28 protein-coding genes and 1 tRNA gene are annotated in these 26,906 nt (G+C 60.2%); 15 read left to right on the forward strand and 14 right to left on the reverse strand.

The features are described from left to right. The 6 genes from GGU46_RS07710 to GGU46_RS07735 form a co-directional block, all read right to left on the reverse strand. The gene (locus tag GGU46_RS07710) at positions 1 to 771 is read right to left on the reverse strand and encodes a hypothetical protein (protein WP_183402974.1); all 771 of its coding nucleotides are present in this window, start codon (positions 769 to 771) and stop codon (positions 1 to 3) included. Further along, positions 731 to 1,798: a hypothetical protein gene (locus GGU46_RS07715; RefSeq protein ID WP_183402975.1), complete on the reverse strand. Its 1,068-nt coding sequence runs from the start codon at positions 1,796 to 1,798 to the stop codon at positions 731 to 733. Before GGU46_RS07715 ends, GGU46_RS07710 begins: the two co-directional genes overlap by 41 nt. Beyond that, positions 1,795 to 2,394, reverse strand: a complete 600-nt coding sequence (locus GGU46_RS07720) for a hypothetical protein (RefSeq protein WP_183402976.1) — start codon at positions 2,392 to 2,394, stop codon at positions 1,795 to 1,797. Before GGU46_RS07720 ends, GGU46_RS07715 begins: the two co-directional genes overlap by 4 nt. Further along, positions 2,391 to 2,729: a helix-turn-helix transcriptional regulator gene (locus GGU46_RS07725; protein WP_183402977.1), complete on the reverse strand. Its 339-nt coding sequence runs from the start codon at positions 2,727 to 2,729 to the stop codon at positions 2,391 to 2,393. Before GGU46_RS07725 ends, GGU46_RS07720 begins: the two co-directional genes overlap by 4 nt. A 64-nt stretch (positions 2,730 to 2,793) precedes the next feature. After that, entirely contained in the window at positions 2,794 to 3,102 is a 309-nt protein-coding gene (locus GGU46_RS07730) for a helix-turn-helix domain-containing protein (protein ID WP_183402978.1), read from the reverse strand. Beyond that, on the reverse strand, positions 3,102 to 3,362 hold the full coding sequence (locus tag GGU46_RS07735) for a hypothetical protein (RefSeq protein WP_183402979.1): 261 nt from the start codon (positions 3,360 to 3,362) through the stop codon (positions 3,102 to 3,104). Before GGU46_RS07735 ends, GGU46_RS07730 begins: the two co-directional genes overlap by 1 nt. Positions 3,363 to 3,464: 102 nt before the next feature. Here GGU46_RS07735 and GGU46_RS07740 point away from each other — a divergent pair, with 102 nt between their 5' ends. Beyond that, a complete protein-coding gene (locus tag GGU46_RS07740) occupies positions 3,465 to 4,394 on the forward strand; it encodes a S24 family peptidase (RefSeq protein ID WP_183402980.1) in 930 nt (309 codons plus the stop codon). A gap of 91 nt (positions 4,395 to 4,485) precedes the next feature. On the opposite strand, the gene GGU46_RS07745 is transcribed toward GGU46_RS07740, so the two are convergent. The 5 genes from GGU46_RS07745 to GGU46_RS07765 all read right to left on the reverse strand — a co-directional run bounded on the left by GGU46_RS07745 (position 4,486) and on the right by GGU46_RS07765 (position 7,924). Then, the gene (locus tag GGU46_RS07745; RefSeq protein ID WP_183402981.1) at positions 4,486 to 5,784 is read right to left on the reverse strand and encodes a site-specific integrase; all 1,299 of its coding nucleotides are present in this window, start codon (positions 5,782 to 5,784) and stop codon (positions 4,486 to 4,488) included. A gap of 137 nt (positions 5,785 to 5,921) precedes the next feature. After that, positions 5,922 to 6,003 (reverse strand) — tRNA-Leu (locus tag GGU46_RS07750). Positions 6,004 to 6,027: 24 nt separating this feature from the next. Then, positions 6,028 to 6,564, reverse strand: coding sequence for a Fe-S protein assembly co-chaperone HscB (hscB, locus tag GGU46_RS07755; RefSeq protein WP_183402982.1), 537 nt, complete (start codon positions 6,562 to 6,564; stop codon positions 6,028 to 6,030). Between the two features lie 122 nt (positions 6,565 to 6,686). Then, entirely contained in the window at positions 6,687 to 7,001 is a 315-nt protein-coding gene (locus tag GGU46_RS07760; RefSeq protein ID WP_183402983.1) for a putative quinol monooxygenase, read from the reverse strand. 140 nt (positions 7,002 to 7,141) lie between these two features. Next, positions 7,142 to 7,924, reverse strand: a complete 783-nt coding sequence (locus GGU46_RS07765; protein WP_183402984.1) for an SAM hydrolase/SAM-dependent halogenase family protein — start codon at positions 7,922 to 7,924, stop codon at positions 7,142 to 7,144. 186 nt (positions 7,925 to 8,110) lie between these two features. Between GGU46_RS07765 and GGU46_RS07770 the strand changes: the two genes are divergently transcribed. The 13 genes from GGU46_RS07770 to GGU46_RS07830 all read left to right on the forward strand — a co-directional run bounded on the left by GGU46_RS07770 (position 8,111) and on the right by GGU46_RS07830 (position 22,403). Beyond that, complete coding sequence (locus GGU46_RS07770; protein ID WP_183402985.1) at positions 8,111 to 9,223, forward strand: PhoH family protein; 1,113 nt, start codon at positions 8,111 to 8,113, stop codon at positions 9,221 to 9,223. A 150-nt stretch (positions 9,224 to 9,373) separates the two neighbouring features. After that, positions 9,374 to 9,811 carry a GNAT family N-acetyltransferase gene (locus GGU46_RS07775; RefSeq protein ID WP_317171878.1) on the forward strand — a complete coding sequence of 146 codons (438 nt, stop codon included), beginning with the start codon at positions 9,374 to 9,376 and terminating at the stop codon, positions 9,809 to 9,811. 154 nt (positions 9,812 to 9,965) lie between these two features. After that, a complete protein-coding gene (locus GGU46_RS07780; RefSeq protein WP_183402986.1) occupies positions 9,966 to 12,203 on the forward strand; it encodes a ComEC/Rec2 family competence protein in 2,238 nt (745 codons plus the stop codon). A 176-nt stretch (positions 12,204 to 12,379) separates the two neighbouring features. After that, on the forward strand, positions 12,380 to 13,192 hold the full coding sequence (locus GGU46_RS07785; RefSeq protein ID WP_183402987.1) for an enoyl-CoA hydratase/isomerase family protein: 813 nt from the start codon (positions 12,380 to 12,382) through the stop codon (positions 13,190 to 13,192). A 200-nt stretch (positions 13,193 to 13,392) separates the two neighbouring features. Then, positions 13,393 to 13,896 carry a sterol desaturase family protein gene (locus GGU46_RS07790; RefSeq protein WP_183402988.1) on the forward strand — a complete coding sequence of 168 codons (504 nt, stop codon included), beginning with the start codon at positions 13,393 to 13,395 and terminating at the stop codon, positions 13,894 to 13,896. A gap of 25 nt (positions 13,897 to 13,921) precedes the next feature. Continuing rightward, the gene (locus tag GGU46_RS07795; protein ID WP_183402989.1) at positions 13,922 to 14,848 is read left to right on the forward strand and encodes a MerR family transcriptional regulator; all 927 of its coding nucleotides are present in this window, start codon (positions 13,922 to 13,924) and stop codon (positions 14,846 to 14,848) included. A gap of 296 nt (positions 14,849 to 15,144) precedes the next feature. Further along, positions 15,145 to 15,660, forward strand: coding sequence for a sigma-70 family RNA polymerase sigma factor (locus tag GGU46_RS07800; protein ID WP_088843003.1), 516 nt, complete (start codon positions 15,145 to 15,147; stop codon positions 15,658 to 15,660). A gap of 229 nt (positions 15,661 to 15,889) precedes the next feature. Beyond that, positions 15,890 to 17,374 (forward strand): phytoene desaturase family protein, encoded by a 1,485-nt coding sequence (locus GGU46_RS07805; RefSeq protein ID WP_246398854.1) that lies wholly within the window; start codon positions 15,890 to 15,892, stop codon positions 17,372 to 17,374. 111 nt (positions 17,375 to 17,485) lie between these two features. Continuing rightward, the gene (locus tag GGU46_RS07810; RefSeq protein ID WP_183402990.1) at positions 17,486 to 18,328 is read left to right on the forward strand and encodes a phytoene/squalene synthase family protein; all 843 of its coding nucleotides are present in this window, start codon (positions 17,486 to 17,488) and stop codon (positions 18,326 to 18,328) included. Between the two features lie 26 nt (positions 18,329 to 18,354). After that, complete coding sequence (locus GGU46_RS07815; RefSeq protein WP_183402991.1) at positions 18,355 to 18,936, forward strand: hypothetical protein; 582 nt, start codon at positions 18,355 to 18,357, stop codon at positions 18,934 to 18,936. A 257-nt stretch (positions 18,937 to 19,193) separates the two neighbouring features. Then, positions 19,194 to 20,390: a carboxypeptidase-like regulatory domain-containing protein gene (locus GGU46_RS07820; protein ID WP_183402992.1), complete on the forward strand. Its 1,197-nt coding sequence runs from the start codon at positions 19,194 to 19,196 to the stop codon at positions 20,388 to 20,390. Between the two features lie 365 nt (positions 20,391 to 20,755). Continuing rightward, complete coding sequence (locus tag GGU46_RS07825; protein WP_183402993.1) at positions 20,756 to 21,604, forward strand: 4-hydroxy-3-methylbut-2-enyl diphosphate reductase; 849 nt, start codon at positions 20,756 to 20,758, stop codon at positions 21,602 to 21,604. A 130-nt stretch (positions 21,605 to 21,734) separates the two neighbouring features. Then, positions 21,735 to 22,403, forward strand: coding sequence for a fatty acid desaturase (locus GGU46_RS07830; RefSeq protein ID WP_183403475.1), 669 nt, complete (start codon positions 21,735 to 21,737; stop codon positions 22,401 to 22,403). A gap of 32 nt (positions 22,404 to 22,435) precedes the next feature. On the opposite strand, the gene GGU46_RS07835 is transcribed toward GGU46_RS07830, so the two are convergent. Beyond that, a complete protein-coding gene (locus GGU46_RS07835) occupies positions 22,436 to 23,173 on the reverse strand; it encodes a LytR/AlgR family response regulator transcription factor (protein ID WP_183402994.1) in 738 nt (245 codons plus the stop codon). Between the two features lie 267 nt (positions 23,174 to 23,440). On the opposite strand from GGU46_RS07835, the gene GGU46_RS07840 reads away from it, so the two are divergent. Continuing rightward, positions 23,441 to 24,016: a hypothetical protein gene (locus tag GGU46_RS07840; protein WP_183402995.1), complete on the forward strand. Its 576-nt coding sequence runs from the start codon at positions 23,441 to 23,443 to the stop codon at positions 24,014 to 24,016. A gap of 79 nt (positions 24,017 to 24,095) precedes the next feature. Here GGU46_RS07840 and GGU46_RS07845 read toward each other — a convergent pair whose 3' ends face one another. Continuing rightward, positions 24,096 to 24,467: a heavy-metal-associated domain-containing protein gene (locus GGU46_RS07845; RefSeq protein ID WP_183402996.1), complete on the reverse strand. Its 372-nt coding sequence runs from the start codon at positions 24,465 to 24,467 to the stop codon at positions 24,096 to 24,098. 88 nt (positions 24,468 to 24,555) lie between these two features. After that, entirely contained in the window at positions 24,556 to 26,856 is a 2,301-nt protein-coding gene (locus GGU46_RS07850) for a TonB-dependent receptor (RefSeq protein ID WP_183402997.1), read from the reverse strand. Between the last annotated feature and the right edge of the window lie 50 nt (positions 26,857 to 26,906).

The raw sequence follows: 26,906 nt of genomic DNA on the forward strand, positions 1-26,906 counted from the left end.
TCAGGCGGCGGGGTTGGGACGGTATTTCTCCGCCAAGCGGCGGTCTTCGGCGCGGTGGCGGGCGTCGATGAGCTGTTGGGCTTCGGGGCTGGGTTGCCAGTCGGGGCGGGGGCGGCGCTGGGCGGCGGCGTGGGTTTCGTCGCGCAGCTGCTGGGCTTGGTCGGGCGGGAGGAGGCCGCGCTTCTCTTTGAGGTTGATTAGGGTGAGGCGCTGGCGCAGGTGCTCGACGTTGGGGTGGTCGGGCGGGAGCTGGCGGCCGATGCCGGCCAGTAGGTGCGGGGCGGCTTGCTGTAGGCGGCCCACGGCGTTCTGCTCGGCGCTGGTGCTGCGGGCCTTCTGGTCGAGGTGGCGCTGTTCGAGGAAAGTGGCTTTGCGCTCGAAATAGGCGCGGAGCAGGCCGTAGATGGTGGCGGGGTCGAGAGCTTGGTAGAAGATGGTACCACCGGTGCGGGCCTGTTTGAGGGCCAGCACGATGTCGCGCAGGGAGTCGTGGGAGTAGGTTTGGAGCAGGGTGTCGGCCAGGTCCAGGACGTCGGCGGGGGTGGGCTTGTCGGGTACGCGCACGGAGTCGACGAAGGCGCGGAGGATGACGGCCAGCAGTTTGCGGATTTCGTCCTCGCCGTACTGGCGGCTGAGCTGGAAGAGCTTGGGCGCGGCGGCAGCCTGCTCGAGGGTAAGGCCGGCGCTGAGCTGGGCGACGAGGATAGCCGTGGCCTCGGAGGTGGGTTGGCTAACCAGGACGCCGAGGGTAGAATTGCTCGTAAAGCGCATCAATTGTGCTGCCGGGTTGGGGCCCGCCGGGGCCGGCAGGTGTCCCGTGGGGCGGGGTTGGGGGAGCGAGTTTGAGGCGGTTGTCATGGGCGTCGTTGAGCATGAAGCGCTGGGCGGTGGCCAGCCAGTCGCGGCGGCGGGGCGGCTCGCCGGTTTTTCGGTCGCGCCAGAGGCGCACTTTCTCGTGGTAGAGGCGCAGGTCGGCCAGGGCGTAATCGGTGCCCTCGAAGGCCAGGATGAACTTCTCCACGTCGGCGTACTCGGACTCGGCAAAGGTGATTTCCGGGCGCGTCGGCCGGCCGGGGCGGGGGGTAGCCGCGGCCTGGCGGATGGTGGCCGTGTGGGCGCCCCGGCCATGGGGGCGGGCGGAATCGGCGAGCGGGGTATCCTCCAGCAGAATTTCCACCGCTGAAAGCTCGTCGTCCACGGCCGCCGCGACTGGCTGACCTATTTTTTTTTCGGGGTGCGGCGCCTCACTACGACCGAAGGGAGTAGGTTTTGTAGTGGAGTGTTTACTACTACCTCCTGTTTTCCTATATAAGGAGTGTGGGGGCACTTCTGGCCCCGATGCGGGCGGCATGAGGGGCAGTACTGCCCGGGCTGGTTCGAGCATTTGTGCCCCCGATGCGTCAGGAGTAGCGGAGGCAGAACTGGCCCCAGTGGTGGGCAGCGCGGGCACTTCTGCCCCCGATGAGAGCGGGGCATGGGAGGCAGATTCGCTCCCGATGCTTGGGGTGGCAGAGAGGTCGGCTAGCCGGCAGGTGCTGAGTTGGTAGCGGGTGTGGCTGGGCTGGTAGGTGAGCAGTTGCCAAGCGGTAAGGTCGCGCAGGGCAGCGCGGTAGGTTTTCTCGTTGCCGATGTGGGCGGCCCGCATCAGGGCGGCGTGGTCGAGGGGTAGGTCGGCGGGGAAACGGGCGGCGTTCCACTCGAAGAACAGGGCCCAATACAGGCTGACGTGGTGCGGGGTGGCCGCGGACTGAGCGGCCAGCTGCTGGTGGGCGGCGCGGGTGTGCTGGACGTAATTCATGCATGGGCCGGCACGGGAATCAGGGGAATGAGGGCGGAGCCAGGCTCAGCGGTCGGCTCGAAGAGGTCGAGCTGGCGGTACTCGGTGCACTTGCCGCGCAGGGCGGCTTCCACTTCGGTAAGAGCTGCGTCGAGGGCAGTTTCCAGCAGGCCGGCGTAGGCGTAAGCGGGCTGTTCGTCGTCGAAGGAGACGTAGGGGCTGGTGAGGTTGAGGACCTTGCCGCCGGCGAGCTGGCGTTGGCCGATGAGGGTGACGCCCCGGCCCCCGTTGCCGACGCTGAAGCCGGTGAGGGTGAAGGCCTCGAAATGGGGTGGGAGGGTACCGGTGTCGTCGTCGGGCCAGTAGGTGGCGGTTTCGGTTAGCTGCTCGGTGAGCAGGCAGAGGTGGGGGACGAGCTGGGAGAGCCAGTGGAGGAGGTCGGGGTGAACCTGTTCCTGGGCGGCCAGGGTAAAGGCGCGGGGTGGGGCGTCGTCGGTGCGCTGCTCGGTGAATTCGCAGGTAAGCTGCTGATTTTTGACGCGGGCTTTCTGGATGCGGATGATGGAGCGCGGGGCGGGCGCGTCGGGGCCGACGATGGGCAGTAAGGGCGTAGTCATTGGGCAGTGGAATCGGATGAATTAGGGGAAGATGGCGGTAGGGGACCGGGCCGGAAGGAGGTGCGGAAGTAGCGGCGCGGGTACTGGTCGAGGGCGGAGCGACGAAAGCCCCAATCCTTTTCATTGAGCCGGACGCCCTGGATGCGGCCGACTCGCCGGGCCCGGCGAAGGGCCTCCTCGCTGAGGCCGATGTAGGCGGCGGCCTGGCGGGTGGTCAGTACCTCGTCGGGCGGGGTGGAAGGGGCGAGAAGCTGGGCGAGGGTCGCGCCTAAGCGGGCCACTTCGGCGTGGAGCGTATGCCACTCGGCTTCGGAAACAAGCACTACAAGCTGCATGGGATTGGACGTGAAGGGTTAAACCATATCCAATAGACAAGCCGGTAGCGGTAGTAGCTCTACTTCAGGCGGCTTGGGAAGGCGCTGCCGCGTCGAGGTAGCGCACGTAGCGGTTTTGGTAGCGCTTCAGCTCGGAGCGGTAGAAGCCCCACTCTTTCTCGTTGATGCGCACGCCTTTGAGGCGGCCCTGGCGGCGGGCTTTGCGGATGTTCTCGGGCTTCATGCCGAGAAAGGCCGCGGCCTCGCGGACGCAGAGCACCGCGTCGGGCTCGGGGGCGGAGGTGGTGCGCTGCTGCTCGGCGGATTCGAGCTTTTCGAGGCGGCCTAGAATCTGGCGCCACTCGGGTTCGGGGATGAGGACGACGGTTTGCATCAGGCGTTGTGGATTAGGCGGGCGGCGCGTTCCCGCACTTGCCGGCGACGTTCAAACTCGGCTTCGGCCGTTTCGAGAAAGGCCTCAATCAGCTCGCGGCGGTTGCTGCGGCCGTCGAGGGCCTGGTACATGGCGGAGCGGCTGACCTTAAGGCCACGCTCCGCCAGTAAGGCAATGGTGTCGCGGACGACGGTGTTGCCGGTGCCCAACCGCTGCAGGATTTGCTGGAACTCGGTGGGCTCATTAGTATTTTGTTCCATGAATTTGTGTATTTTGGTGTATAAGTGATGTTTGTTCACTACCTTAGCACACAAACATAAAAATCTTTGAGTGCTAATAATACACTCAAGTGCTAAAAAATTATGGAACACTCCTCTGCTGCCCCTGCCGCCACACCTGTCAGCGTATCGGACCGTATTCAGCAATTGCTGGATTATTACGGCCTGAACGTCAATAAAGCCACTCAAAAACTGGGCTACAGCACCACCAGCAAGCTGTACAAGATTTTGAAGGGCGCCGAGCCGAGTTATCCTACTTTGGTAGATTTTCTGGCTATGTGGCCGGAGGTATCGGCGGAGTGGTTGTTGATGGGGCGCGGCGGTATGTTCGGAGAAAAGGCCACGGATGCTGCGCCTTCGGCGCCTAAACGGAAGGAGGCAGATGCCATGTCAACTTCGCAAGCATTGGCCAATGGACTGCGGGTGCTGGCGGTAACGGTGGATAAGGTGGGCAACGACAACACCATCCTGATTCCGGCGCGGGCGCAGGCGGGCTATACCCGCTCGTACAACGAGGCAGCGTACCTGGAGCAGATGCGGCCCTACCAGATTCCGGGCTTCGAGCACGGCTCGTACCGGGCGTTTGAGGTGAATGGGGACAGTATGGAGCCGACCATCAACCACCGGGATATTGTGGTGTGTAGCTACGTGGACCGGTGGGACCTGCTGAAACCGGGGGAGATTTACGTGGTAGTCACCCACGAAAACATCCTGCTCAAGCGGATTCCGCGCCGGGTAACGGACCGTAAAGGCATGGTGGATTTGCTATCGGATAACTCAACGGTGAAACCCTACGACCTGCCGGCGGCGGATATTACGCAGATCTGGATGGTGCTGGGGTACATCTCGACCTACATTCCGAGTCAGCCGGACGTGACGGCGGAGCGGCTGTGGGAGGTGATTGAGTTGCTGGGCCACGACCGGGGCGAGGTGAAACGCTACCTGCAGGAAAACTCGGCGGGCGTGGGAGCTAGCTCTTACGACAAGAATGAGGCCCGGCCGCTGAATATTTGAGAAGGAGGTAGTATAGTACTGTAGCCTAACTGCATAAGAAAAGCCCCGCTAACCTGGTAGTTGGCGGGGCTTGTCTGTGAGGGAATGAGATTTAAGCGGCGGTGGCCGCTACGCAAACTTCCCCGGCTACCAAAGGGGGAGTTGAAGTGGTGGGGCCGTCCCATGCCAGCTGTAGGGCCTGGTGCTGGAAGTCTTCGACCATTTTGGCGTAGTGCATGGTGGTCTGCAGCTTGCTGTGGCCCATCACCCGTTGCAGCACGGCCGGCGACACGCCCCGCAGCAGGCTTTGCGTGGCGAAGGTGTGGCGGGCCGTGTGCATAGTCAGCAGCTCGTAGGCTGGTACCGACGTTTTGACCACTTGGCCGTTTACCACTTCCATCGTTTCAACCGGAGTAGTCAACCCTGCCAGGTGGCCGAGCCGCTTAAGGCCGCGGTTCATGACTTGGTTGACGTAAACCGGGAGCAGGCGCAGGCGCTCGGTGTTGGCGTACTTGTCGAGGATGGCTTCGGCGGCGGCCGTGAGGTAGATGCTGACTGGGCGGCGGGTTTTTACCTGGACCAGCTTGAGGATACGGTGGCCGTTCCAGTGGTGCAGGTTGGCGGGTTGGAGCTGCTGGACGTCGGAGTAGCGCAGGCCGGTGTAGCAGCAGAACAGAAACACGTCGCGCACGGGCACCAACGTATCGGGGATGGCCACGGCTGCCAGGGCCGTGAGGTCGGCGGCGGAGAGGAAGTGCTTGGGCGCTTCGGTCCAGCGCACCTGCATCCGGTCGAGGTCCAGGCCGAGCGTGAGGCCTCGCTCCCGCTGGAGGTGGCGGAGAAAGGTTTTCACGTCCTTGAGGATGGTGAAGATGCCGTTGGGGCCTAAGCCATGTTTGAGGCGGAGGAAGTGGATAAAGTCGTCGTGGTAAGCCAAGGTGTAGTCGGCCAGGTACACGGTTTTCTTGCTATGGGCCTGCTCAAATTTCTGCAGCCAGTTGCGGGCCGTACCGTAGTGGCGCAGGGTGTTGAAGGCGAATCCCCGGCCGCGCAGCACCTCGCGGTACTGGTCGAACAGCTCCAATAGGGTAGGTTCGGCCGGCGGGGCTACCTCGGCCATGGGGTGCACGGCCTCGCGCATGAGGGCTGGGGTAGGGGCAATGCCGGCGGAACGCAGCTCCCGGTAGCGGGCATGCAGCCGTAGGGTTAGGCTGTCGAGGTAGGCGTTGGCGTCCTGGTAGCCGGGCAGGGAGCGGCGGAACTGCTGCTTGTCCCGGTTCCAGTCGGCGGGCCGGCATTTTTCTTTGGTGGTGGTTTGCAGGCGCAGCCCGTCGAAGCTGGCGCATACGAAGACGGGGGCCAGGCCGGCGCGGTCCGTCTTGTCTTCCCGGAGGGTGAATGTGACCTTCATTTTGGTAGCGGATTTGGTAGCGCAAATCCGGCCACATATAGGAATTTATCCCGGAAGGGCTAGAATGCAAAAAGCCTGAAAAACTGCTTCTGTGGCCAGATTCGCAGCTTTTCAGGCTTTTTGGAATTGTATTCTAGTACCCAGAGCCGGGGTCGAACCGGCACACCTTGCGGTATTGGTGTTTGAGACCAACGCGTCTACCGATTCCGCCATCTGGGCAAGAGGAACAACGCGGACCGTTGTTCAGGATCGGGCAGCAAACTTAGCCAGACTTTCTTGAATGCGCAACAGGTAGCGTTTTTTGAGGTAGTAAGTGCGCACCTGTTCCAGGGCCTGGGGCCGGGCATCCTGGGGCAGACCTTCGTAGCCCGCCAGCACCGGCTCAATGCCGGCATCGAGCGTGTCGCTCAGAGCGTTGGCTTCCGTGGCTACCCGTTCCGCAGCGGCTGGGTCGAGCTCAAATTCCAGCTCCATCAGCTGCTCATTGAGGTCCATTACTTCCATTAAAAAATCTGCGGGAAGCTCCTGTTTTCCTTCCTCCATCAGCCCGTGCCGCCCTAAGATGTAGGCCATGCGCTGGTCGGGGTGGGAGAGGGTGCGGTAGGCGTTGGTGTTCAGGGTAGCCAGCTGCAGAATTTCCTGCTGGCGTTCGGGGCTCTCGGTAGCGTGGAAATCGGGGTGGTATTCGCGGCTGAGGGCGTAGTAGCGGCGCTTCAGCGCGGCTTCGTCGGGCCGGAAGGTTTCGGGCAGTTCATAAAACTCGAAGTAGTCGGGAGTCATAGGAAGGGCAGTGGTGGAGCTAAGCAAACAGCTTGCACCCTTTACGCGGGTGGGTGGGGTAGGGATGAGCCAGTTGGGCGAACGATGAGCCGGTTATGAAGACGAGCAGCGCCACCCGGGCTTTACGCTATATCGGCGGGTAGGGAGGCAGCATCTACCTGATGAACGGAGAAAGCCACCGGGGGAGCGGCAAACAGGGTTTTGGTAGCGGGCCACACCTGCCCAAACAGCTCGGAGCGGCGGTAGGCATTCAGCGCATCGGCGGAGTCCCAGTGGCTATGCGTGCAGAAGACGGCGGGCTGATCGGCATCCTGCCACAGCTCCAGGAACCGGCATCCCGGCATCTGACGGATCAGGTGCTCCGAATTCCGAAAAATCTGCAGAAATTCCGGCACCTTTTCCAGTTCAAAAGTCATGCGGACAATCCGAATCAGCATAGGTGGGGCAGTCTAAAAAGAAGTGAAAAGCAAGTGGAAGTAGAATGACATTGTGGCATCATATACTTAACATAATAAATACATGAAAGCAAAAGGCCTGTTTACAGCCTTATGAGCCACAATCTGGCTCGATTCATACCTTAGGAAAGTCCATCGGAGGGGAAGCGCACGTCCACCTGGGAGTCAAAGTACAGACCCAGCAGTTCCGAGGCATTTCCCTGATTAATGCCGATGCAAAGCTGGTCGGTGCTGTTGAAAACACAGACGGCCTCACCGGGAGGGGTGGCCTGGAAATGCACTGCGATGTCGCGCACGGTTTCGCGGGCGAAATGAATAGTGAAGGGGCGGTTGCGGCCAATTACTTCCACCGCCGTGCGCGTAATGTCCGTCACGAGGTTGCCGTAATGGTCAACGTGCACCACGTGGCCCGTAATGCGGTTGTCCTGCAGGCGCAGCTGCCGGTTCAGGAGCTGATACACCTCCGTGGCCGCAGTTCCTAACGACACTAGGGCTTCACCCTGGGCCAGGCGCACGGCAGCCGGGGCCAGCAGGTCGCGGGTGGGGGAGGGGGTAGGGGCCGGGCCGGCGCTCAGCAGCACCAGCTCCTCGGGCTTGCCGTCGCAGAGCAGGGGTAGGAGACCATTGTCGGCCGACACAAAGTAGTGCCCCTGAAAGCGGGCCGCGTGCCAGGCCCCGCGGGGCGAGCCCTGGTCGTTTACGCCAATCAAATGCACTGTGCCGGCCGGAAAATCCTGGTACACGGAGCTGAGCACGTGCTGGGCGTGGGCAATGTTGAAGGGCTCGATGCCGTGGGTAATATCCAGCACCGGCACCTGCGGGGCCAACTGCAGAATCCGCGCCTTAACGGCCGCTACGTAATGGTCGCGGTACCCAAAGTCAGACAGAAACGTTATCAAGCCCATGACCGGAAATTCGGAGTTATTCGTACTATTGCCAGGACCCCTGCGGGGGCGGCAAAAGTAGGTGTTTTGCCGCGAAACGGGAGCAGCAACGATTCGCTCGTTTTTGCTGTTACCCCAGGCAGGAGGCTCCGCGGGTTCGGCCCGCTCGCTCTTTTCTTCTCCTTTCGCACTTAAATTCCCTCTAGTTTGGTCGAGAAAGTCATCACGCTCGAAAACGTGTCCCTGGTTGAGTTCCTGGGGCCCGATAATCAAAATATCCGCCAGTTGGCCGCTGCTTTTCCGGGCAGTAAAATCATTTCCCGCGGCAACGAAATCAAAATCCAGGGCCAGACGGCTGTGATTAGCCGCATCAACGAAATTCTCTCGGCCCTACTGGAGCACTACCACCAGTACGGACAGATTACCGACAAAACCGTGAGCCAGTACCTCTCGTCGGCCGATGAAGATCAGCAGGACCGGATGCTGGCGGCCTCGCCCGACGTGATTCTGTTCGGGGCCAAGGGCGGCGTTATCAAAGCGAAAACGGCCAACCAGCAGCGCCTGGTAGATGCCGTACTCAAGAACGACCTGGTGTTTGCGCTGGGGCCGGCCGGTACGGGTAAAACCTACATTTCGGTGGCCCTGGCCGTGCGGGCCCTGAAAAACAAGGAGGTCAAGAAAATCATCATTTCGCGCCCGGTAGTGGAAGCTGGCGAAAGCCTGGGTTTCCTGCCCGGCGACATGAAGGAGAAGGTGGACCCCTACCTGCGCCCGATTTACGACGCGCTGGAAGACATGCTGCCGCCCGAGAAGTTCAAGTTCTACCTCGAGAACAAGACCATTGAAATTGCGCCCCTGGCCTATATGCGCGGCCGGACGCTGAACAATGCCTTCGTACTACTGGATGAGGCCCAGAACACCACGCCCAGCCAGCTGAAGATGTTTCTGACCCGCATGGGCCCGAACGCCAAGGTGATGGTGAACGGCGACCGGAGCCAGATTGACCTGCCCACCAAGCAGAAATCGGGGCTGATTCAGGCTCTGGATATTCTGCGCGACGTGCGCGACATCGGCTTCGTGGAAATGACTTCGGAAGACGTAGTGCGTCACCGCCTCGTGAAGCAGATTGTGCAGGCCTACGACAAGTTCGATGTGCAGCAGCAGAAGGAGCAGGCCAACCGCCCGCCCCGGGAGTACCAGCAGTCCTACCGCCGGCGCCAGGACGAAGTTGCCCACCACGACCCCGGCAAGCACCCCGATGCCCGTCGCGAGGACGATGGCACCCGCGACCTGCCCGTGAATCAGGAGCAGCAGATGTAGCTTGGGCCGCAGTAGCTTACCAGAACAGCCACCTGATGGGTGGTTGTTTTGCTTTAGGCATAGGCGAAGTTGCTACCTTCGCTGCTAATCCAAAGGGTGGTCGTAACCGCGTCCTACCTCCTTTCTACCGTTAAAACCTACCTTAAGCCTGTGCTCGTAACCCGTATTTCCGGCCCCCAGTCGCCTGAGCTGGATGAGGCCCTGGCTGTGCGCCACACTGTTTTCGTGCTGGGCCAGAACGTGCCGGCCGACCTGGAAAACGACGCCCACGACCGCACCGATGCCACCCACTACCTGGCCCGCACCGACGAGGGCAAGCCCTGCGGCGCGGCCCGCTGGCGTGTCACGGAGAAAGGCGTAAAGCTGGAGCGATTCGCTGTGCTGGAAGCCTACCGCAACCAGCAGGTAGGAGCGGCGCTGCTGGCGGCCGTGGTACAGGATGTGCGCGCCCAGTATCCGGAGGCCACGGTGTACCTGAATGCTCAGCTGCCGGCCGTGCGCTTCTACGAGCGGCACGGCTTCGAGAAGGTGGGCGAGAAGTTCGTGGAGGCCGACATTGAGCACTACCAGATGCAGCTGAAGAAGTAAGTCTGCTTCGCAGTAAAACGACAAAAGGCCGCCCGGTTTCTGTTCCAAGGAGCCGGGCGGCCTTTTGTCGTTTAGCTTATTTTCCTCATTTTGAATACCCGATAAGAATGCGCTTTTACTGACCCGATTAACGGGCGCTTCAGTTTGTGTTGCTATGGAAATTAAATGGGCCCCGAATGCCTTCTTGCGGCTGGTGCTGCCGCTTATGGCGGGCATTCTTACCTACCTCTGCACCGGCGAAAAGCTGCCTGATCTGCTACCAATCGTAGCTGGTTTAACCTTGCTATTTGTGGCGGCGCAGCTGTGGAGCGCCCGCCAACCAGGGCCGGCAGCCACCGATGCAGCCGGGCTGCTGGCCATTGTGGTACTCTATGCCGCCGGGGCGGCGCTGACCCAGCAAGCCACCGAAAGCCGGGCCCCCGACCACCTGTACCGTTTCGAGAGTCGCGTGGAGTTTTACCGGGCCGTGGTGGACGATTACACCGTGACGCGGCCGGCCACCTACGCCACTACTGTGCGCGTGTCGGCGGTGCGGGTGGCGGGGCAGTGGCAGCCGGCGCGGGGCGGCATTCGGGTAAGTATTCCGCGGGAGGAGGGGGTAGGGGCCCCAGAGTACGGCGACGTGTGGCTGGTGCGCGGGGCGCCGGCCCCGAGCAAGCCGCCCCTCAATCCCGGCGAGTTTGATTACCGCCGCTACCTGCAGTATCATCAGGTGTACCACCAGCAGTTCATCCACCCCGATCAGTACCAGAAAATTGCCACCGCTCCGCCCAGCATTCTGCGGGCTACGGCCATGCGGGCAGCGCGGGTGCTCGATGGCGTATTCCGGCAGTACGTGCACGCCCGGCGCGAATATGCCCTGGCCTCAGCGTTGGTGCTGGGCATTAAGGACGAGGTAGATCAGGAAACCAAGCAGGCCTACGCCAACACCGGTACCACCCACATCATGGCCGTATCGGGGTTGCAGGTGGGGCTGCTGTTTGGGGCCGTGACGTGGCTGCTAGGCCGTCTGCCGGGTAGGCGCGGGCCCTGGTTTCGGCTGGTGACGGCGCTGCTGGGCTTGGCCACCATCTGGAGCTACGCTTTCCTGACGGGACTATCGGCTTCGGTGCTGCGGGCGGCCGTGATGTTCTCCTTTATCATTATCGGGAGAGCCAGTGGTCGGCAGACTTCCATGTACAACCTATTAGCTGCGGCCGCTTTCTTCCTGCTGTGCTACGACCCGTATCTGCTCTGCGACGTAGGCTTTCAGCTCTCGTTTCTGGCCGTGCTCAGCATCGTGTATCTACAGCCGCGCATAGCCCGTTGGCTGCAGCCGCAGGCGTATTTTCTGGAGCGGCAGCGGCCCTGGCAACCCAAAACCGTCCGGAAATCGTGGCAGTGGCTGGGTAAGGGGCTCGACTATGTCTGGCAGGCCACAGCCTTGTCGTTGGCGGCCCAGGTAGCCACGTTCCCACTGGGGCTGTTCTACTTTCATCAGTTTCCGCTCAGCTTTCTGGCCTCCAACCTGGTGGCCGTCCCGATTTCGAGTCTGGCCGTGTACGTGGGGCTAGGGTTGCTGGCTTTGAAGGGGGTAGTAGCTACGGTAGGGCTGCTTTCAACGGGTGCCGCAGCCGCCCTCGATTGGCTGCCGCAGTTGGTAGCGCGGGTGTTTGAGTGGATGATCTGGCTGTTCAATGAGTACATCTTTTCCATCGGCCGCCTGCTGCCGGGCGCCCTGATTTCAGGCATTCACCTCACGGCTCCGCAGACTTGGTTGCTCTTCGCCTTCATCCTGACCGTACTGGTGTTCCTGCGCCTGCGCCGCCTGCCGTGGCTGGGCGTGGCCTGCGCGCTGCTAGCCGTGCTGGAAAGCAGCCGGGTGTGGGCCGCCCACCAGCTGGCTCCCGATGCCCGCCTGATTATCTACAGCATTCCGCGCCGCTCCGTAGTCGGGTTCTGGCAGGGCGCGGCTGCCGAAGTTGTCACCGTCGATTCGTTGCCCCTCACGGAAACCGAGCGTACCTACCGCATTGTGCCGGGCAGCATTCAGCGCGAGGCCCGGCAGGTAAACCACTGGGTAGGCTGGCGGGGCTGTCCGGTGCCCGCGCGGGTCGCCGAGCCGGGCCTGATCCTGGCCGCGTGGCGCGGACTGCGGGTAGCCTTTGTGAGCAGCCGCCTGAGTCCGGCCCGCCAGCCGCTACCTGGTTTGCAGGCTATTGTGCTACGGCGCAACGCCCGCGTAAGGCCCGAGGAGCTGGCCGCCACTTTCGGAACCAAGGCGCCCGTTGTGTTCGATTCTTCGTGCAAAAGCTGGTACGTGGCCCGGCAGGATTCTCTGCTGCAGGTAGCTGGTTTTCAGACCTATGATGTAACCACGCGCGGGGCATTTACCGTTCAGGCGGGGCCGTAGGTAGGGCAGCCGCCGGGCTTCGGCGAAACTTGTAGGCCCCCGCCTACGCTATAGCATGTATCGTAGCATCAATTTTGTTACGTTTGGTTTTCGCGTCCTTTGGCTTTAGCTGCTCCGCGAGGGGGTAGTTCTCTGCTTGGGAAGCCCTCCTCTCACCGATTGCAACGCGCCGGACTATGGAAAACATGCCCACTCAGGAGTTGGAAGACCTCCGTTTCATTCGCTATGAGGCGCAGGATCTTATCGGATACATTACCCTCAACCGACCCGAAAAGCGCAATGCCCTCAGCGCCGACATGGTTACGGAGCTCAAGCAGGCCTTCGAGTTTGCCGAGGACGACGAGGCGTGCAAAGTGATTGTGCTGCGGGCCGAGGGCGACGTGTTCTGTGCGGGCGCCGACCTGGGCTACATCCAGGAGCTGCAGGGCTTCGGCTACACCGATAACCTAGCCGACTCCACCAACCTCATGCAGCTCTTCCACCAGATTTATACCCTCAAAAAGGTGGTCATCGGGCAGGTGCAGGGCCACGCGCTGGCCGGGGGCTGCGGGCTGGCTACTATCTGCGACTTCGCCTTTGCCGTGCCGGAAGCCAAGTTTGGCTACACGGAGGTGAAGATTGGTTTCCTGCCCGCCATTGTCAGTGTGTTTCTGCTGCGCAAAATAGGAGAGGCCCGTACCAAGCAGCTCCTGCTCACCGGCGACGTGATTCCGGCCCAGCAGGCTTTAGATTTTGGGCTGATAAATTTCCTGGTACCTGGGGCCGAGTTGGCCGACAAGGTGTACCGGTTTGCGCGCCGCCTGTGCGTGGAAAACTCGGCCCAGAGCATGGAAACTACCAAGGAAATGCTGGCCCGTGTGCCGGAAATGCCCCTGGAGGACAGCCTGCGCTACGCCGCCCGCCTGAACGCCGAAGCCCGCGCCTCCGACGACTGCCGCCGCGGTATTGCCGCCTTCCTAGCCAAAGAGAAAATAACCTGGGAAAACTAGGTTTGCCGCTTCTGCGCACTTATAAAGCAACAGCCGCCCCGCAAAAGGCGGCTGTTGCTTTGCCGGCAAGTAGTCTGGCAGCAGCGTAAAGCGGTAAAACCTGATAAGCTGCGGCACCCGAATGGCAGTTTTCGGGAAGATTGGTAACTTCCTCCCTTAAACTTTTTCAAACTTCTTAACAATGCGGTGGTTTTAGCCCCATGACAACGCTGGCAGCCGTGGCCGTTACGACGGCTACCTTTCTCGGAATGGAATTCGTGGCCTGGTTTATGCACCGCTTTGTGCTACACGGGCCGCTGTGGTTTTTGCACCGCTCGCACCACGTGCGGCACCCGCACCGCTTCGAGCGCAACGATTTCTTTTTTCTGTTCTACGGCTCGCTGTCGATGCTGCTCATCATCTACGGCTCTGAGGCCAAGGACTTCCGGTTCTGGATGGGGGTAGGGATTGCCGCCTACGGCACGCTCTATTTCTTCGTGCACGACGTGCTTATTCACGGTCGGCTGCGGTTCTGGCGGAAGTCGCGCAACACCTACTTGCGGGCCTTGAACATGGCGCACAAAATGCACCACAAAACCACTGGCCGCGACGGCTCCGAGGAATTTGGTCTGCTGTGGGTATCGCCAAAATATTTCGCGCTGGCTCTGCGCAAGCCCGCCCCAACGCGGGTATTCCGTTCGCCGCAGTCCGGCGCTTCGGCATAAGTAATTGAGAGGGAGAACAAGTATAGTGGGACATTTTTCTATCAGCGACCTGGAGCAGCTTTCCGGCATCAAGGCGCATACTATCCGCATCTGGGAGCAGCGCTACGGTATTCTCCGGCCGGTGCGCACCGCCACCAACATCCGCACCTACTGCGACGACGATTTGCGCCGTCTGCTGAACGTGGCTACCCTGTGTAACCGGGGTTACCGCATCTCGCAGGTGGCTAAGCTCACGGAGCAGGAGTTGGCCAACGCCGTTGTTTCCTGCGACGACGACGCGCACAACTATTGCCAGCAGGTAAACGGGCTGCTGGCCGCCATGCTGGAAATGAATGAGCTGCAGCTAACGAATCTACTGAATCAGGCCATTCAACAGGCTGGCTTTGAGCAGGCTATTCTGCACGTGGCCTACCCGTTTTTGCAGCGCATAGGGGTGATGTGGCAGACCGGCACCGTGAATCCGGCCCAGGAGCACCTGGTTACCAACCTGCTGCGCCAGAAGCTGATGGCTGCCACCGACGCCCTACCCCCCGTGCAGCCGGCCAATGCCCGGCGCTGGGTGTTGTTCCTGCCCGAAGGCGAAATGCACGAGCTGGCCCTGCTGTTCATGAACTATATCCTGCGGGCCCGGGGCCACCATGTGCTGTACCTGGGCCAGAACCTGCCCGTATCGGAGCTAAAAGCGGTGTGCAGCGCCTACCAGCCCTACGCCGCCCTCACCGTTCTGACGGCCGTTCCGGAACGGGATGAGGTACAGGATTTTGTGAATGAGCTGCACCAGATATGTCCCGACATCACGCTATTCCTGTACGGCCCACTAGCCCAGCTAAATTTCAAAATGCCTCCCAATGCGGTTCGGCTGCGGTTAATCACCGATTTTATTGCCTTGGCCGAAGGCATCTGCGCCTGCGCCTGCGACCGAAAGGTGGAGCTGCCTACCGAAGCTTCATAAAAGCGTAACCTATTCTGGTTCAACAAACCCGCCGCCCGGCCGTAGGAGTAACATCCGTTCGGCCGGGCGTTTGCGTAGGCCTAAATGGGGTTTCTGATGGGCAGGAGGGGTAGCAAAGCTTTCGGTTGAAAAGAAAGATATTGCTGGTTATATATTGATTGTCAGTTAGATATAATCGAGTAGTTGATTTTTGCGGCGGAAGACGGCAGGAGAAAAAATAAATTAGTGTAGGTACTGATAATTTCAGATACGCTCGTATATTTGTTTAACCTTTTGCCACGAAAAGCTAAACAAGTATGACCTCTTTGGAATTCACCAACCAAGTACAGAAGATTTCTTACTCCCTTAAGCCCGTGGCGATGAACCTGACCCGCGACGCCGACGATGCCAAGGACCTGGTACAGGAAACCCTGCTCAAAGCGCTGCTGAACAAGGACAAGTTCAAGGCGGGCACCAACCTGAAGGCGTGGTTGTACACCATCATGCGCAACACCTTCATTAACAACTACAACAAGATTACCAAGCGCAATAGCAATATTGATAGCACGGAGTATTTCCAATATTTTAATACCGACGAAAACTACATTACGCACAACGGTGCTACCTCCGATTTCGTAGTAACAGATATCAACGAAGCCATTGCCGGTCTTTCGGCCGACTACCGGACTCCGTTCATGATGTACTACATCGGCTACAAGTACCTGGAAATTGCGGAGAAGCTGCAGATTCCGATTGGAACCGTTAAGAACCGTATTCACATCGCCCGCAAAGAACTGAAGCAGGCGCTGAAGACATACGCCCCCGGCGTGTAGGGAATAGGGAGAGAGTACAGACCCGCCCCGGGCGTATCGCGGGCCGCGGACAACGTTAGCTTCTGGCGGCGTGGTTCGCGGCCCGTCTGTTTTTGCGGGGTAGGAGGGTACAATGGCCTGTTTTCTGAAACATCTGTTGAGCTTGGGAGTATCTAGAAAAGCCAATGGTCGGCTGCTACTCCAATAGTTTACATCTTCGCGCATTAACCTTTACCAATACCCTGCTCGTTTGACTGCTGCCTCTACTTCTAAACATGTCCTGGTAATCGGGGCGGGCTTTGCCGGGCTGGCCGCCGCTACCTCCTTGGCCCAGCGCGGCTACCGCGTTACCATTCTGGAAAAAAACGAAGGGCCAGGCGGCCGGGCCCGCGTGTTCCGGGCCGAGGGCTTCACCTTTGACATGGGCCCGAGCTGGTACTGGATGCCTGATATTTTCGAGCAGTACTTTGCCCGCTTCGGCAAAAAAGTGTCGGATTACTACGAGCTGGTGCGCCTAGACCCCTCGTACCAGGTAGTGTTCAAGAACCAGGAAACGGTAGATATTCCGGCCCGCATGGACGAGCTACGGGCCTTGTTTGAGCGCTACGAGCCCGGTAGCGCCGCCCGCCTCGATGAGTTTCTGCGGCAGGCGGCCTACAAGTACGAGGTGGGCATTGGTAAATTCGTGCACATGCCCGGCCGCTCCCTGCTGGAGTTCATGGACCCGCGCCTGGTAGTGGATGCCGTGCGCCTGGATCTGCTGCAGAGCATGCACAAGCATGTGCGCAAGTTTTTCCGGGACCCGCGTCTGCTGGAGCTGGTGGAGTTTCCGGTGCTGTTCCTGGGGGCTACCTCCGAGAATACGCCGGCCCTGTACTCGCTCATGAACTACGCCGACCTGGCCCTGGGCACCTGGTACCCCATGGGCGGCATGCACAAAATTGTGGAAGGCATGGTGCAGCTGGCCCAGGAGCGCGGCGTGCTGATTGAGTACAACGCACCCGTGCAGGAAATTGTGGTGGAGCGCGGCCGCGCCACCGGCGTGCAAACCGCCGCCGGCTTCCGCGCTGCCGATGTGGTGGTGGCCGGCGCCGACTACCACCACGCCGAGCAGCGCCTGCTGGCCCCCGAGTGGCGCCACTACGACGAGAAGTACTGGGACTCGCGCACGATGGCGCCTTCGTCGTTGCTGTTTTATGTGGGCGTAAACAAGCGCCTACCCCAGCTGCGGCACCATAACCTCTTCTTCGACGAGGACTTCAGCCTGCACGCCGAAGAAATCTACGAAGACCCGAAGTGGCCCACCCGCCCGCTGTTCTACGTGTCGGCGCCCTCACAGACGGACCCCTCCGTGGCCCCCGAAGGCTGCGAAAACCTGTTCCTGCTGATTCCGGTGGCCCCCAACCTGCCCGACCCCGAGGAAACCCGCGAGCATTACTACCACCTGATTATGGACCGGCTGGAGCGCCACTGCGGCACCAGCATCCGCGACGCGGTGGTGTATAAGCGCAGCTACGCCCACCAGGATTTCGGGCAGGACTACAACAGCTACAAGGGCAATGCCTACGGCCTGGCCAATACCTTACGCCAAACGGCCATTCTGAAGCCGGCGCTGAAAAGCAAAAAAGTTAGTAATCTGTATTTTACGGGTCAGCTTACGGTGCCTGGTCCGGGCGTGCCGCCTTCGCTTATATCGGGGCAGGTAGTGGCCGGGGAGGTGGAGAAAGAGAATTAGGAATTACTAATTAAGAATTAAGAATTGGTAAAACGGAAGAAACCCACGGCACGAAGCACTGCAGCAGAGGCCAATTTTTCATTACTAATTCTTAGTTATTAATTCAAAAACATGGACCACGTTGCTCTTTTTACCGAAACCAGCCGGGCGTGCAGCAAGCTGATTACCAAACGCTACAGCACCTCTTTCACGCTGGGCATCCGCACCCTTGATAAGCGGTTTCACCTGCCGGTGTACTCGGTATATGGCTTCGTGCGCTGGGCCGATGAAATTGTGGATACCTTCCACGAGCACGATAAAGCAGCCCTGTTTCAGGATTTCAAGCGCCAGACCTACGAGGCCCTGGACCTGCGCATCAGCCTGAACCCTGTGCTGCACGCTTTTCAGGACGTGGTGCACGAGTACGGCATCGACCGGGAGTTTATTGACGCCTTCCTGTTCAGCATGGAAATGGACCTCGACGACCGGAGCTATAACCAGTCGCTCTACGAGCAGTACATCTACGGCTCGGCGGAGGTGGTAGGGCTGATGTGCCTACGTATTTTTTGTGAGGGCAACGAGGCGCTGTTTCAGCGCCTGCGCGAGCCGGCGCGGCGACTGGGCTCGGCCTTCCAGAAAATAAATTTCCTGCGCGACATCCGCTCCGATTACGAGGAGCGGGGGCGCGTGTACTTCCCCGGCGTGCAGTACGAGCGGTTTACCGACGAAGTGAAGCAGCGCATAGAAGCCGACATCCGGCTGGATTTTGAGGCGGGCTACGCCGGCATTGTGCAGCTGCCGCGGGCCGCGCGCCTGGGCGTGTACCTGGCCTACGTGTACTACCTCAAGCTCTTCCATAAGATTCGGCAGCTGCCCGCCCAGCGCATCCTGGGCGAGCGGGTGCGCGTACCCAACAACACCAAGTTTCTGCTGCTGCTGGGGTCTTATTTCCGGTATCGGCTGGCGCGGGTGTAGCTTAACTGATTTTTGGCCCGGATTTTATGAACAACTTTGCAGCTGCTTGCTTCCTTATTGTTCTACAAATCCTGCGCCGCGTGAAGCTGCTCCGACCTCTGTTTCTCTCTTTTCTCCTGACCCTTTCCGCCCTCGTGTCCACCGAAGCCAATCCGTACGCTGTAACTCATTTGCGCCGCCAGTATCAGCAGGCCGCCGCCAGTAAAGAAGCCGGCGAGAAGTTCTATCAGCTCATGGCCGCCTACAACAAGCAGGACGCCGTGGTGCTGGCCTACAAGGCTGCCGCCGAAGCCATTCGGGCCCGCGACGCTTCTATGTTCAACAAGCTGACCTACGTGCAAAACGCCAGCAAGCTGTTTGAGCAGGCCGTGAAGCTGGACTCCGATAATGCGGAAATCCGGTTTCTGCGCCTGAGTGTGGAAAGCAACCTGCCTGGCTTTCTGGGTCTGAGCCCGCACGTAGAGGAAGACCGTCAGTTTCTGGTTGCTACCCTGCTCCGGCACCCCAACTCCGGCCTCGATGCCGAATCGTTTGGGCTGGTGCGCACCTTCATGGTGGATCGGGGGCACGTATCCGATGCCGAGGCGCAAAAGCTGCGGCAGCTGTAGGGCTGCCTACCGTTTGCTATTGCCGAAAAGCTTCTGCCCCGCAGGAGCTTTTTTTACCTGTAGGCTGCCGGGTTGCGGTCTGCCAAGGGGGTAGCAGGGGGCTGCTTAAGGGGGCCGGGTATAGTTGGCACACTTTGGGCAAGGAAGGAATTCGTGGAAAAAAGGAGGTTAATACATCAAAAGTGCTGCTTCCTCGTTTTTATGCCACCTAAGATGGGGTAGGCAGCCCCCCCAGCCCGCAATTTCCAACCTGATAGATGAACTACGCTTTAACTCTGACCCTGGCCCTCACCACCGTTTCGCTGGCTCAGGCTCAGCAACTCGTTTTGAAAGGAAAAGTACTCGACGAGCAGCATCGGCCGGTGCCTTTTGCCAACGTAGGCCCGCCCGGCGCCGAGCCCGGCACCGCTACCAACGAGGCCGGTGAGTTTAGTTTGCGCGTAGCCAAGCTCCCCCAAAAACTGGCCGTGGTCAGCTTGGGCTACACGCCTGCTATGCTGGAGGTTACAACCCCTGGCCCCCTTACCGTGACCCTGAAGGCCAGTACCGTGGCCTTGCCCGAGGTGCGCGTGCGCAACCCCCAGCAGGTAGCCACTGAGCTGGTGCAACGGGCCTACGCCAAGCTGGCCCGCCACCAGAAGGAGGAGCAGTACGGCAAGGCCTTTTACCGCCAAAAACAGCAGCACAACAGTCACTACACCGAGTTTCTGGATGCTTTTTACGATGTGCGCTTCTCGCCCCAGGGCATTAATGGCTGGCAGCTGGAGCAGGCCCGCTACGGTACTGCCAACGAAGATACGGGCGTGGACATGAGCAACTTTTCGGCGGCCCTGCGCCTGATTCCGGTGTTCGACCCCAAGCCCAGCCGTCGGTCCTTGTCGGTGCCGCTGAGCCCACTGGGCCCGCAGCAGTTCACCTTCACCTTGCGCCAGGTGCTGGAAGACAAAGGGCAGGAAACGGCCGTTATCGACTACGGACCGCGCCCCAACCTCGACCGGTTTGTACCCCAGGGTACGCTCTACATCGACTTTGCTACCGCTGCGCTGCGCCGAATTGAAGCCCGCATCCCCATTGAAAACCTGATGTCGATGCAGCTGCGGGAGGGCACAACCCTTACCTCCCAAACCATGCACATGACCACCGACTTCGTGCCTCATCGGGACTCCCTGAGCCGGATTCAATCCATCCGGGCCGCTCAGCGCATTGTGCTCAGCTACGAAGGCAAGCCGGATACCACCGAAATCAGCGGGAATCTGTTTTTTTACCAATACACTGCCCGCCCGGCCGCCAAGGGCTACAAATCGACCGGGGCCAACTACAACGACCTGAAGCAAGCCGCCAAGCAGCGCTACGACGCGGGTTTCTGGCGCAACCGGGAAGTGTTGCGGGCCAGCCCCATGGAGGAAAAAGTAATCCGGGACCTGGAGCAGCGCAAGGCGTTCGGCTCTTTCTAGTCCTGCCCGGCGCCGCTGCCGCTGGTGTAGTAAGTGACCCGGCCCTGAATCTAGGTCGGGCCTTTTGGCGTACGTGTTGGCTCAGATCGTATCTTTAGCTGAACCGTAGGGCCATCAGGCCGGACGCCAGTGCCGCCTGCGTAATGCTCCGGAGAACGGGGAATGCAGGGTAAAAAATTGGCTGCCTGCCCTTTGAGTCAGCTCGCGAGAAAGGCAAGACTCACTGGGCCTGAGTGTTAACTTTTGGCTGCGGGTTTTTGTTACGAAAACGGGCCCCGCTTGGCTGTAGCGGTCAGAACATCAAACTTCTTGTATCTTCTGGCCGCTGTAACCTTCTGGCCACCTCGACAGTTACTCTGTTCGCTATGCCGCACCACCTGAGCGTCCGCATCGACCCCAATTCCGGCTTCTGCTTCGGCGTAATCTATGCTATTCAGATGGCTGAGGACCTGCTGGATGAGCAGGGATATTTGTATTGCCTCGGCGACATTGTGCACAACGATGAAGAAGTAGAGCGCCTGGAGCAGCGCGGCCTGCGCATCATCAACTACGATGAACTGGCCCAGTTGCGCAATGAAGCCGTGCTTATTCGGGCCCACGGCGAGCCGCCCAGCACCTACCAGATGGCCCTGGAAAACAACCTGACGCTGGTGGATGCTTCCTGCCCCGTGGTATTGAAGCTGCAAAACCGCATCAAAACCAGCTACGACCGTCAGGACCAGATATTTATCTACGGCAAGCACGGCCACGCCGAGGTGCGGGGCCTGCTGGGGCAAACCAGTGGCAACGCCGTGGTGTTCGAGAATCTGGAGGAGCTGCTGCGCCACGAGTTGCCGGCCAACATCACCCTCTACAGCCAGACTACCAAGAGCACCAACTCGTTTTACCGCATCAAAGACGAGCTGGAGCAGCGCGGCTACCTGGTAAACGCCAACGACACCATCTGCCGCCAGGTAAGTAACCGCGACAAAGATCTGCGGAAGTTTGCCGCTCAGTTTGACCAGGTGGTGTTTGTGTCGGGCACCAAGAGCTCCAACGGTAAAGTGCTCTATCAGGTCTGCAAGGAAACCAACCCGGCTACTCACTTCATTTCCAAAGTGGAGGAGCTGTGCCCTTCCTGGTTTCAGCCGGGGCAGTCGGTAGGGATTTGCGGCGCTACCAGCACGCCCATGTGGCAGATGGAGCAAGTGCGCGACGCCCTGCTGGCCCTGTAAATGCGTTTGTGAACTCATGCGTGAGGAGGAAGTACATAGCCCGCTGACAACCGCTAGCCCGGATACGGCGCTGCTCGTTACGCCTTCGCGTCGGGTGCGGCCTACCCCGTTGGGCAACAAAGGCGTGCTGATGGCCGCTCTTATTGTGGCCGCTTGGGCCGGGCTTTTGGCCTACCTCCTGGCATTCTATGAGCCCAACTGGCGCACGCCCTGGCCCTACCTGCTGGCTTTGCTGCAGATGCACCTGTACACCGGGCTTTTCATTACGGCCCACGACGCCATGCACGGGGTAGTAAGCCCGCATAAGCGCCTGAACGACGCCATCGGAACCCTCACGGCGGGCCTGTTCGCCTTCAACTGGTTTCCGCGCATGCTGCCCAAGCACCACGCCCACCACCGCCATGTCGGCACCGAGGCCGACCCGGACTTCCATGATGGCCGCCACCCCGGCTTTCTGTTCTGGTTTGTGCGTTTTGCCTGGAACTACGTGACCGTGGCGCAGGTGCTGCTGATGGCCCTCACGTATAACGTGCTGAAACTGTTTTTCCCGCAGGCTAATGTCATTGCCTTCTGGATGGTGCCGGCCGTGCTGGCTACCCTGCAGCTGTTTTACTTCGGTACCTACCTGCCTCACCGCGGCGAACACGCCCCCGACAACCCGCACAAGTCGCGCAGCCAGCTGCGGCAGCATATATGGGCTTTTGTCAGTTGCTACTTTTTCGGGTATCACTACGAGCACCACGACCAGCCCTACCTGCCGTGGTGGCGGCTGTGGCGGGCCAAAGAAGCGGCTAGCTAACTACCTATCTACCTGAATTGCCCGACCCGGGGTTAGTTCTGGCGCCGGATCAGGGAGCGGTTCACGATGCGCTCCGTTACCCGCTCCCGGTAGGTTTGGCCCAGGGGCAGCGCGTGGCCGCCCACCTTTACTTCCAGATTGCTCACAGAATCAATGCGAGCCGCATTGACCAGGTAGGAGCGGTGCGTGCGGATAAACAGGCCGGGTGGCAGCTGCTCCTCCAGGTTTTTCAGGTTCACCAGCGTCAGGTGCGTGCGGCCATCAGAGGTATTGATTTTGGTGAAGTCCTTCAGGGCCTCGATGTAGAGCACTTCGCGGTAGTGCAGGCGCACAAACTGGGCATCAGTGCGAATAAAGAAGGAGCCCCAGCCAGTCAAGGCATCGGCCTGGGCATCGGAGCCCACGGTGTTCACGCGCAGAATGCCGGCTACCTTGTTCACGGCCCTCAGAAAACGGTCCAGGGAAATAGGCTTCAGCAAAAAGTCGATGACATCGAGGTTGAAGCCTTCCATGGCGTACTGGGGGTAGGCCGTCATGAGCACTACCAGCGGGGGCTGCTGCAGGGAGCGAACCAGGTCCAGCCCGCTGAGGTGGGGCATGGTTACATCCGAAAACAGCACTTGCACCTGGTTTTCCATCAGGTAGCGGTGCGCCTCCAGCGGGTCGGTGAAGGCGGCTTTCACATCCAAGATGTCGGTCATCACCACGTAGGCCTGTAACAGGTCCAGCACAAGCGGATCGTCATCGAGAAGCAGGCAGGTGATTTTCATACAGAGACTATCATTCCAGGTAACAGCCTCAATATAAAAAGATAAAACTGAATCGTCTTATTATTTATTGAAAGAAAACAATTTTAGACGGGTATAGGAGTTTGCTGGTCGACTTTATGGGGGAGTTGCTATACTTTATCTGAAACTATAAGTAGCACATTGTTAACTTCTTCCGTAAACAGAAATACTGTTGCCACAGGTTTTCGCTGCCTTTAGCCTACTTGCTGCCCCCGTTTGAGTGGGCGGTTCTTTTTGCCCATTCCGGCTATGAAAACTATTCCCGCACCCGTCCCAGCCGCCGTGCCGCCCGTGGTACTGGGCGTAACGCTCACCATTGCTCACCACGAAGGGCTGCGGCGTTCGTTACGGACCGCTTTTGGCCTCAGTACCCGGGCCATCAACCTGCGGATTGACCCCGGCATGGACCTGATTTTTTTGTGCGAAACTACCCTGCCCGGCACCCTGCCTTGCCTGGCCTCGCTGACCCACCCCGGCGTTACGGCTGTTACCCTGCGCGAAGCCTACCTGACCTGGGACCAGCCCGCCGGCCAGGCCATCGGCCGGGGTACGCCCACCCTGGGAGCACTGGAGAGTGGTAGCTGCTTTCTGACGGCCAACAGCCGCAAAATTCCCATTGCCACCTTCGGCCCCCACAACATCCATTCCTCGCGCATTAACATGGAACTGCAGGGCCAGCCCAACCTGCTGGAGTTTCTGCGCTCTGAGTGGTTTACGCTCGAAATTTCGGGTACCAACCGGCGCCGGCTCACGCGCCCACTGGCATTTCAAGCCAACCTGCAATTCGAAATCCAGATGGTACCAGCTCCGGTGGCCGCTGCCTGAACCAATAGTCTTTCATCACAGAAAAAGCCCGTCTGCAAGCTGCAAACGGGCTTTTTCTGTGGATATAACTCAAGCCAGACTAGTGAGTGGCATTGGTTTTCTTGCAGCACTCGGGCAACCGGTCGTAGGCGCGGGCTTCGGCGGTTTTGTCGTCGGCATCGTAGCCGGTTTGCTGCACGGCGGCCCGCAGGGCGTCGGGCGTGGTTTTATCGGGCCGGTAGGTAAGCGTCAGGATTTTGCTCGGAACGTCGAGGTTGGCCTGCTGTACGCCCTTCTCGTAGGCCATGGCCTTTTCCAGACGAGTCTTGCACATGTCGCACACGGCCGAGGTCTTTACCTGCAGCGTTTCGGTGGCCGGGCCTTTGGCCTTGGGCTTGCTGCCCTGGGCAAACGTGCTAACGGAAAGGAACAGGAAGGAGAAAGCGAGGAAGAAGGAAGTCAGAAGTTTCATAAAGAAGAAACAGCAAGGGGTTAGAAGAAAGTGCCGCCCGCCCTGGTGAAAGAAGCGTGCCAAATGTACGCGCCAGTAAAGCCCGACGCTAGTTAATAGTAAACCGCAGCCCGGCGTAGGTCAGCCGGCCGTAAATCGGCCCCCAGATCATGGCCGCGTCAAAGTCGGGGCCGAAAGGAGCGTAGGCGCCCTGAATGGGGTTGCGCTGGCGGTAGTTGGTCAGGTTCTCTACCCCCGCGTACACCTCAAACCGCTTGAAAGCGCGGGTAAGCTGGGTGTTCAGCAAAGCGTAGCGCGGAGCGAAGGCCAGCGTACCTTCGCCCGAGCCGTGCAAGTGGCCCTCACTACCCGGCGCGTGGGCCAGGGGGCGCTTGCCAAAGCCCTGCACCGTGAAGTCGGCCCGCCACTTATCGAAGGCCGTGGCATAGCCCAGGTTCAGGAACAGCCGGTGCCGGGGCGTAAGCACTTTAGGCAGGAGCTCCCCGGCGTAGGTGGTCTTTACGTCGAGGTACTTGTAGGCTGCTTTGGCGTGCAGCCCTTTCACCGGCTCTACCTGCACTTCGGCCTGGAAGCTGCGCGAGTAGGAGCGCCCCCCCGTAACATCCAGATTGGTGATAATCAGCTGCTCGGGATTGGTATAGGGGTCGGCTACCACCTGGTTCTGAAACTCGGTGTGGTAGTAGTCGGTAATGAACGTGCCCGGCCGACCGAAGGCGTTGAAGTACTGCGTGAACGAGCCGCCCACATTCCAGGCCGTTTCGGGCCGCAGCACCGGACTAATCACAAACTCGCGGGAGCTGACCAGCATACCCGAGTTTTCGGCAATGGGGTTGGCCGTCCGGAAGCCCCGACCGGCCGCCAGGCGCAGCACAGTGTTCTTAGCCGGGTCGTACTTCACGTTCAGGCGCGGCGTCAGGTACCAGCCGTAAAGGTTGTGGCGGTCGAGGCGCAGGCCACCCACTACCGTCAGGTTGCGGCTGTTCTGGTAGGTGTACTCCGTGAAGGCCCCAGGCACCTGCTCCAGACGGTTACGGTGCTCCCGGGCGTAGCGCTGGGCCGGCGTTTCGGTAGGGTAGGTGAAGCCGGTTTTGTACACCTCGTGGTAGTCGTCGTGCAGGAAGCTCAGGCCCGCCCGGTAGGTGTGGGCCGTGGTGCCGATGATGCTCTGAAACAGCAAGGTAGCCTGCCCGGTGCGCTGGGTGCCATCGTAGGTGCGCACCCCGTAGCGGGAAGTAAAGTCGTGGTCGGTGCCGCTGAGCATCAGCCCCAGGCTCTGGTAGGGCCGGCCGGGCCAGGTATAGCTGGTTTTGGCGTAGCCGGTGTAGCGGTTGGTTTCCTGGGTAGTGCCGTAGAAGCCGCCGGGGTTATCCTCGCGGTAGCCCAGCTGCCCGCCCTGGCGCGTTTCCCGCAGGGCGCCTACCCCTACCTCCATCACCAAACCATTGCCCGAGAGGTACTTCCACTTGTTGAAGAGGTTGTATTGGGTAGCCAGCGGCAGGTCCAGGAAGCCATCCTTATTACGGTCCACGCGGCGGCCCAGGTGGTCGGTGTGCAGCAGCAGAGCGGTGCTTACCTTTTTGCTGAGGGGCGTGGCCAGGTTCAGGTTGAGGTCGAACTTACCCAGGTCGTTGCCATAGGCGTTGAACAGCAGCCGTTCGGCTTTATCGGGCTCTTTGAGGCGCACGTTTACCTGGCCCGAAATGCTTTCGTAGCCATTCACCACCGAGCCCATGCCCTTAATAATATCGATGCTCTCAATCCAGGGGCCGGCCAGGTAGCCCAGGCGGTAAGGCGAGGCCAGTCCGCGCAGGGCCGGCTGGTTGTCAATAGTCAGCAGAGAGTAAGCCCCATCCAGCCCCAGCAGCTGAATCTGCTTGGCCCCCGACACGGCATCGGTGGTAGAAACCTCTACGGAGGCGTTGGTTTCAAAGCTTTCCGCCAGATTGCAGCAGGCCGATTTGGTCAGGTCGCGGCTGGTAATTACTTGGGTGTTAGTGGGCGTGAGGCCGGAGTAGGAGGGGGCGCGGCCTTCTACCGTTACCTCGCCCAGCTCGGCGGAGCGCCGCAGCGGAATGCGCAGGTAGCTGCTCCCGGGGGCTTGCACCGTATCGGGGAGGTAGCCCAGAAAGTTAATGATGAGGCGGGCGTCGGAACCCGCGGGCCGAGCCAGGGAAAAAGAGCCCTGGCTATCGGTAGTAGCGGCGGTGGTGGGGGCGCTCAGCCAGCGCACTACCGCACCGGGTACGGGCGAGTTGGTAGTGCCATCGAGCACCTGCCCGCGCACGGGGGCCGTAGAAGCATCGGGGGTTTGGGCCGCAGCGGCAAGGGCGCTACCCAGCACGAAGCTGGCAGCCGTCAGCAGACGGCCCGGACCGGGAAAAGTGTTCATATCGTCAGGAAGTTAGGATTTCTCTTCGGGAACCCAACAAGGCCTTTCAG

The organism is Hymenobacter latericoloratus (assembly GCF_014199535.1).
In the GTDB taxonomy this organism is placed as follows: Bacteria; Bacteroidota; Bacteroidia; order Cytophagales; family Hymenobacteraceae; genus Hymenobacter; species Hymenobacter latericoloratus.